Annotated in this window: 5 protein-coding genes; all 5 read left to right on the top strand. The window is 70.9% G+C overall.

What is annotated here, in order from left to right:
- Window positions 1-564: penicillin-binding transpeptidase domain-containing protein (locus FV233_RS09285; protein ID WP_281407995.1), on the top strand; the 564-nt coding region annotated here is incomplete at its 5' end.
- Complete coding sequence (locus tag FV233_RS09280; RefSeq protein ID WP_147897294.1) at window positions 561-2,021, top strand: UDP-N-acetylmuramoyl-L-alanyl-D-glutamate--2,6-diaminopimelate ligase; 1,461 nt, start codon at window positions 561-563, stop codon at window positions 2,019-2,021. The genes FV233_RS09285 and FV233_RS09280, both read left to right, overlap by 4 nt.
- Window positions 2,022-2,052: 31 nt before the next feature.
- Window positions 2,053-3,504, top strand: a complete 1,452-nt coding sequence (locus FV233_RS09275) for a UDP-N-acetylmuramoylalanyl-D-glutamyl-2,6-diaminopimelate--D-alanyl-D-alanine ligase (protein WP_147897293.1) — start codon at window positions 2,053-2,055, stop codon at window positions 3,502-3,504.
- Window positions 3,505-3,604: 100 nt separating this feature from the next.
- Complete coding sequence (gene mraY, locus FV233_RS09270; protein ID WP_147854208.1) at window positions 3,605-4,690, top strand: phospho-N-acetylmuramoyl-pentapeptide-transferase; 1,086 nt, start codon at window positions 3,605-3,607, stop codon at window positions 4,688-4,690.
- A 206-nt stretch (window positions 4,691-4,896) separates the two neighbouring features.
- The gene (gene murD, locus FV233_RS09265; protein ID WP_147854207.1) at window positions 4,897-6,267 is read left to right on the top strand and encodes a UDP-N-acetylmuramoyl-L-alanine--D-glutamate ligase; all 1,371 of its coding nucleotides are present in this window, start codon (window positions 4,897-4,899) and stop codon (window positions 6,265-6,267) included.
- The last annotated feature ends 28 nt before the right edge of the window (window positions 6,268-6,295 follow it).

Raw genomic sequence — 6,295 nt, 5'->3', positions numbered from 1 at the left:
AACACCATCACGATCGCGTTCGGCCACGGCATCGCGGTGGCGCCGATCCAGGCCGCGGCCGCTGTGGCGGCGATCGCCAACGGCGGCGACCTGATCACCCCGACCTTCCTGAAGGCGGCGCCCGACGACAAGGCCCGCGCCACGCACGTCCTCTCCGGTCAGACCTCCGAGGCGATGCGCTACATCATGCGCCTCAACGCGGCGGAGGGCTCTGCCAAGAAGGCGGCGGTCCCGTACTATTTCGTGGGCGGCAAGACCGGCACGGCCGAGAAGGTGATCGGCGGGCGCTACATCCACAACCGCCTGTTCACCACCTTCATGGCGGCGGCGCCGATGAACGACCCGAAGTACCTGTTCATCACCATCATGGACGAGCCGCAGGGCCTTCCGGAATCGGGCGGCTACGCCACGGCTGCGTGGAACTCGGGCGTCGTCACCGGCAAGGTGATCGAGCGGGTCGCCCCGATCCTGGGCCTGCCGCCGCAATTCGAGCCGCCGGTGCGACCGTTCCCCCAGATGGTCAAGCTCAACGCCTACCACGTCAACCAGTTGGGCGGCCCGTGAACGCGCGCCTCGCCGAGCTCTTCCCGGAGGCCGCCGGCCCGGCCGCCGACCTGACCGTGTCGGCGTTGACCGCCGACAGCCGGCAGGTCGTGCCGGGCGGCGTGTTCGTCGCGGTGCCCGGCACCCAGGCGGACGGCCGCCTGTTCGCCGCCCAGGCCGCCGGACGCGGCGCCGTCGCGGTGGCCGGGGAGGGCGAGCGCCCAGCCGACCTACCCGAGGCGGTGGCGTGGATCGCAGTTCCGGATGCCCGCCGGGCCTTGGCCCTCGCCGCAGCCCGGCTCGCCGGAGCGCAGCCCGGGGCCGTGGTCGCGGTCACCGGCACGGCTGGAAAAAGCTCGGTCGCCGATTTCGTGCGCCAGATCCTGGCCCGGCTCGGTCGTGACGCCGCGAGCCTCGGCACCGTCGGGATCGTCACCAACCGTGGCGCCGAATACGGCTCGCTCACGACTCCCGACCCGGTGACGCTGCACCAGACCCTGGCGCGCCTCGCCCGGGAGGGCGTGACCGAGCTCGCCATGGAGGCGTCCTCCCACGGGATCGAGCAGCGCCGCCTCGACGGCGTGCGTCTCGTGGCAGCCGGCTTCACCAATCTCGGCCGCGACCACCTCGATTACCACGCTAGCATCGAGGAATACCTCGCGGCCAAGCTGCGCCTGTTCACGGAGTTGCTGCCCGCAGGCTGCCCGGCGATCGTCAACATCGACGGCGCCTATGCCGACCGGGTGATCGCGGCGGCAGAGGGCGCCGGGCGGCCGGTCCGCACGGTCGGACGGTCGGGCACGGACATCCGCCTCGTCTCAGCGAGGACCGAGGGCTTCGCCCAGGCCGTCACGCTCCTGCATGGAAACGTGACGCGCACGGTGCGTCTTCCCCTCGTCGGCGACTTCCAGGTCGAGAACGCCCTGGTGGCGGCCGGCCTGGCGCTCGCGACCCCGGCCGGCGCCGCAGATCCGGGCGGCGTGTTCGCGGCCCTCGACCACCTCACCGGCGTGCCCGGCCGGATGGAGCGGATCGGTGAGGCGCGGGGCGGCCTGTGCCTGGTCGACTACGCCCACAAGCCCGAGGCGCTGGAGAGCGTGCTGACCGCGCTGCGCCCGTTCGCGTCCGGCCGGCTGGTCGTGGTGTTCGGCTGCGGCGGCGACCGCGATCGGGGCAAGCGCCCGCTGATGGGGGCTATCGCCGAGCGCCTGGCGGATGTTGTGTTCGTCACCGACGACAATCCCCGCACGGAGGAACCCCAAGCGATCCGGCGGGCGATCCTGGCGGCAGCGCCCAACGCGGAAGAAATCGGCGACCGGGCCGAGGCGATTGGCTCGGCCGTGCGGCGACTCGGCCCCGGCGACGTGCTGGTCGTGGCCGGCAAAGGCCATGAAACCGGCCAGATCGTGGGAGATCGGACGCTGCCGTTCTCTGACCATGAGGTCCTGCGCGCCGCCATCGCCGGGGCCGCACGTTGATGGCGCGGCCGGATGGTGACCGGGGGCTGACATGACCGCACTCTGGACCCGTGACGAGCTCGAAGCCGCCACCGGCGGACGCCTGATCGGCGCAGACCGCCCGATCGGCGGCGCGTCGATCGACACCCGCACGCTGCAGCTGGGCGACCTGTTCTTCGCCATCAAGGGAGAGGCGCGCGACGGCCACGACTTCGTCGCGAGCGCCCTCGGGCGCGGCGCCGCCGCCGCCGTGGTCAGCGAGGCCCGCGCCGAGGATCTGGCCGCCCACGGCCCCGTGCTGGCGGTCCCGGATTCAGGGGCCGACCCGGTCCTGACCGCGATGACCCGCCTGGGCGAAGCCGCCCGGGCGCGCACCGACGCACAGATCGTGGCGGTGACCGGCTCGGTCGGCAAGACCGGGACCAAGGAGGCCCTGCGCCACGTCCTGGCCGGGCAGGGCGACACCCACGCCTCGGCGGCCTCCTACAACAACCATTGGGGCGTGCCCCTGACGCTCGCCCGGATGCCGCGCACCACGCGCTACGGCGTGTTCGAGATCGGCATGAACCACCCGGCCGAGATCGTGCCGCTGACCGCGCAGGTCCGGCCCGACATCGCGCTGATCACCACGGTCGAGCCGGTGCATGTCGAGCATTTCGCCTCGGTCTCGGCCATCGCGGACGCCAAGGGCGAGATCTTCTCCGGCGTGGAACCCGGCGGCGTGGCGATCATCAACCGGGACAGCGCGCATTACGACCGCCTGGTCGCCCATGCGAGCGCGTCGCGGGCCGGCCGGATCGTCAGCTTCGGCGAGCATCCGGAAGCCGACGTGCGGGCGCAGAAAATCGTGCTGCGCCCCGACCTGTCGGTGGTCGACGCCGTCGTGATGGGGCAGCCCGTCACTTACAAGCTGGGCACCGCCGGGCGGCATGCGGCGCTGAACTCGCTGGGCGTGATGGCGGTGGTCCACGCGCTGGGGGCCGATCTCGCCGAGGCGGCCCTGGCGCTGGCGGGTTTGAGTCCGCCGGTCGGGCGCGGCGAGCGCACCGCCCTCGAGATCGACGGCGGCACCGCCTACCTGGTCGACGAGAGCTACAACGCCAACCCGGCCTCGGTCCGGGCCGCGATCGCGACGCTCGCCGGCATCGAGACCGGCCCGCGCGGCCGCCGCATCGCGGTGCTGGGCGACATGCTGGAACTCGGCGCGGCCTCCCCCGACCTGCATCGCGGCCTCGTCGAGGCGATCGAGGCCGCTCGGATCGACCTGGTCTTCGCCTCCGGGCCGCTGATGCGCCACCTGTTCGAGGCGTTGCCGGTGAGCCGCCGCGGCGGCGTCGCCGACACCGCCGCCGACCTGATCGAGCCGCTGACCCGCAACCTGCGGTCCGGCGACGCCGTGATGGTCAAGGGATCGAACGGCAGCCGCATGGGGCGGATTGTCGATGTGCTGAAAGCCCGCTACGCGGTCGACCCGGCGCGGCGCGGAATGGCCGCCGCCCCGTGATCCGGACCTGATCCGCCCCATGATCGGCACGCCCGAGCGTTCGCGACGATCGGTGCCGCCCCCCGAAACCCGCGCCTGAACAAAGGGGCCGAGCGCCCGGATGCTGTACCTTCTCTCGGAACTGAGCGGCACGTTCTCGCCGCTCAACGTCTTCCGCTACATCACCTTCCGCACCGGCGGCGCGCTGTTCACGGCGGGCCTGTTCGTGTTCTGGTTCGGGCCGTGGATCATCTCCCTGCTGCGCCTGCGCCAGGGCAAGGGCCAGCCGATCCGCGAGGACGGTCCCCAGACCCACCTGCTGACCAAGCGCGGTACGCCGACCATGGGCGGGCTGATGATCCTGGCGGGCGCCATCGTGGCGATCCTGCTCTGGGCCAATCCGCGCAATCACTACGTGTGGGTGACCCTAACCGTGACCCTGGGCTTCGGGGCGATCGGCTTCTACGACGACTACCTCAAGGTGACGAAGCAGTCCCACAAGGGCTTTTCCGGCAAGTTCCGGCTGTCCCTGGAAGCGATGATCGCCATCGCGGCCTGCACGATCGTCTCGGTCTATTCACCGGCCGCCCTGCAGAACCAGCTCGCCTTTCCGGTGTTCAAGGACGCGCTGCTGAACCTCGGCTGGTTCTACGCCCTGTTCGGAGCCTTCGTGATCGTCGGCGCCGGCAACGCCGTGAACATGACCGACGGCCTCGACGGTCTGGCGATCGTGCCGGTGATGATCGCGTGCGGCACGTTCGGGATCATCGCGTATCTCGTCGGCAACTCGTTCACCGCGAGCTACCTCCAGGTGAACTACGTCCGCGACAGCGGCGAACTCGCGGTCGTCTGCGGCGCGGTGATCGGAGCCGGCCTCGGCTTCCTGTGGTTCAACGCGCCGCCCGCCCAGATCTTCATGGGCGACACCGGCTCGCTGGCGCTGGGCGGCCTGCTCGGCACCATCGCGGTGGCGACCAAGCATGAGATCGTCTTGGCCATCGTCGGCGGCCTGTTCGTCCTGGAGATGATGTCGGTGATCATCCAGGTCGCGTCGTTCAAGCTCACCGGCAAGCGCGTCTTCCGGATGGCGCCGATACACCACCATTTCGAGCAGAAGGGCTGGAAGGAGCCGCAGGTCGTGATCCGGTTCTGGATCATCGCGGTCATCCTGGCGCTCGCGGGCCTCGCGACCCTGAAGCTGCGCTGAGAAACTGTGCTAGACTATGTATCACTACGGCCGATCCCAATCGGGCCCTCATCCTGAGGTGCGGCCGCGAAGCGGGCGCCTCGAAGGAGCCCTCCAGCCGGCCGCGTGACCCCTGGAGGGCTCCTTCGAGGCCCGCTGGCGCAGGCACCTCAGGATGAGGGGGTTGGGTGGGATCGGCGATGTTCCCACGTTGAATTGAGTTTCCCATGACACCCGTCACCGTCTTCGCGGGCCAGAAGGTCGCCCTGTTCGGGCTCGGCGGATCGGGGCTGGCCACGGCCAATGCGCTGAAGGCCGGCGGCGCTGAAGTCGTTGCCTGGGACGACAATGCCGACAGCGTTGCGCGTGCGCGTGCGCAGGATGCGGGCATCGGCACGCAGGATCTGCGGGACTCCGACTGGTCCGGCTTTAAGGCCCTGGTGCTCAGCCCCGGCGTGCCGCTCACTCATCCGGAGCCGCACTGGACCGTCCGGCTCGCCCGCGAGGCCGGAGTCGAGATCGTCGGCGACATCGAGCTGTTCTGCCGGGAGCGCCGGGCGCTGGCGCCCGAAGCGCCGTTCGTGGCGATCACCGGCACCAACGGCAAGTCGACCACCACGGCGCTGATCGCCCACGTGCTCGCCCAGGCCGGGCGCGACGTGCAGATGGGCGGCAACATCGGCACCGCGATCCTGTCGCTGGCGCCGCCGGATGCCGGCCGCGTCCACGTGATCGAGATGTCGTCGTTCCAGATCGACCTGACCCCGGGCCTCGACCCGACGGTGGGCGTGCTGATGAACATCACGCCGGACCATCTCGACCGCCACGGCACCATGGAGCAGTACGCCGCCATCAAGGAGCGCCTGATCGCCGGCGCCGGGCTGGCGGTGGTCGGGATCGACGACGGCCCGAGCCGGGCGATCGCCGAGCGGCGCGCCGGTGACCTCGTGCGGGTCCACGTACCCACCGGGGACGCGCTCTGCGCCGACGCCGTGACGGTGCGCGACGGCATCGTCCGCGACCCCGACGGGACAGCGCTCGCCGACGTCAACGGCATCGGCTCGCTGCGCGGCGCCCACAACTGGCAGAACGCCGCCGTGGCGGTGGCGGTCGCCCGAGCCCTCGGCCTCACCGGCGAAGAAATCCGGGCCGGCCTGTCCTCGTTCCCGGGGCTGCCGCACCGGATGGAGCAGGTCGGGCGACGCGGCGCCGTGCTGTTCGTCAACGATTCCAAGGCGACCAACGCGGATTCCACCGAGAAGGCGCTGACCGCCTTCAGGGACATCCACTGGATCCTGGGCGGCAAGGCCAAGGAGGGCGGGATCTTCCCATTGGTGCCGTATTTCCAGCGGGTCGCCCACGCCTACCTGATCGGCGCGGCCTCGGACGCCTTCGCGGCCACCCTGGAGGGCGTCGTGCCCTACACGCGCTGCGAGACCCTCGACGTCGCGGTCCCCAAGGCCGCCGAGAACGCCGCCGCCTCGGGCGCCCCGGAGCCGGTGGTGCTGCTCTCGCCGGCCTGCGCCTCCTACGACCAGTTCCGCAATTTCGAGATCCGCGGCGACCGGTTCCGGGAACTGGTGCAGGCGCTGCCCTGAGGGCTTCGGTCTTCAGGGTTTCAAAAGG

Source organism: Methylobacterium sp. WL7 (assembly GCF_008040085.1).
Lineage (GTDB): Bacteria > Pseudomonadota > Alphaproteobacteria > Rhizobiales > Beijerinckiaceae > Methylobacterium > Methylobacterium mesophilicum.
This window is presented reverse-complemented; position numbering and strand designations above follow the sequence as displayed.

Bases quoted from the DNA above. Each gene is read 5' to 3' on its own strand.
- FV233_RS09275 (WP_147897293.1), top strand. From the start codon at position 2,053: ATGACCGCACTCTGGACCCGTGACGAGCTCGAAGCCGCCACCGGCGGA.
- mraY (WP_147854208.1), top strand. From the start codon at position 3,605: ATGCTGTACCTTCTCTCGGAACTGAGCGGCACGTTCTCGCCGCTCAAC.
- murD (WP_147854207.1), top strand. From the start codon at position 4,897: ATGACACCCGTCACCGTCTTCGCGGGCCAGAAGGTCGCCCTGTTCGGG.